We start from the raw sequence: 883 nt of genomic DNA, 5'->3' as shown, positions 1-883 counted from the left end.
AGCGCTGCCAAGCCGCGCCGAGCAGCACCGCCTCGATGGCGTGCTTGAGCCCGGCGTGGGCGTCGGAGATGACCAGCTGCACCCCGGTGAGGCCGCGGGTCTTCAACGAGCGTAGGAACGCGGTCCAGAACGCGCCGTCCTCGCTGTCGCCGACATCGAAGCCGAGCACCTCGCGCCGCCCGTCGGCCGCGACCCCGGTTGCCACGACCACCGCTTGGGACACCACGCGGTGGTCGACGCGGGCCTTGCAATAGGTGGCGTCGAGGAACACGTAGCGGAACGGCTGCTCGTCCAGGCTGCGGTCTCGGAACGCAGCTACCTCAACGTCCAACTCCTGACAGATCCGCGACACCTCGGACTTGCTGATGCCGGTGTCCGCACCCAGCGCCTTGACCAGGTCATCGACCTTGCGGGTGCTGGTGCCGTGCAGATACGCCTCCATGATCACCGCGAACAGCGACTGATCCACTCGTCGCCGCCGCTCCAGAAGGCTGGGGAAGAACGACCCGGTCCGCAGCTTCGGGATCCGCAACTCCAAGTCGCCGGCCGTCGTGGTGATCGTCTTGGGTCGGTGCCCATTGCGCTGGGCCAAGCGGGTATCGCTACGCTCATGCGGGCCCGCGCCGATCACCGCCGTGAGCTCAGCCTCGATCAGTGCTTGATAGATCGTCGTGGCTGCCTGCCTGACGCGTTCCTCGACATCAGCGCCCTTGAGCGCATCGAGCACCTCGAGCAAGGCAGACTGGTCCAGAGCCATCGTGTGATGTGTCCTTCCGCGAGAACCATTGGCGTGGTCTCGCTGACCATCACACGATGGCCTCCACACGCGTGGTCACCCACGCCGTCAGGCCCGACGAGTTACACCACAAGCGGGGACATCACC

At 66.4% G+C, this 883-nt stretch carries 1 protein-coding gene; it reads right to left on the bottom strand.

The features are described 5' to 3' along the window. On the bottom strand, positions 1 to 757 hold a 757-nt coding region (locus E1212_RS29135; RefSeq protein ID WP_131989034.1), incomplete at its 3' end, for an IS256 family transposase. Between the last annotated feature and the right edge of the window lie 126 nt (positions 758 to 883).

Source organism: Jiangella ureilytica (genome assembly GCF_004348545.1).
Taxonomy (GTDB): domain Bacteria; phylum Actinomycetota; class Actinomycetes; order Jiangellales; family Jiangellaceae; genus Jiangella; species Jiangella ureilytica.
This window is presented reverse-complemented; position numbering and strand designations above follow the sequence as displayed.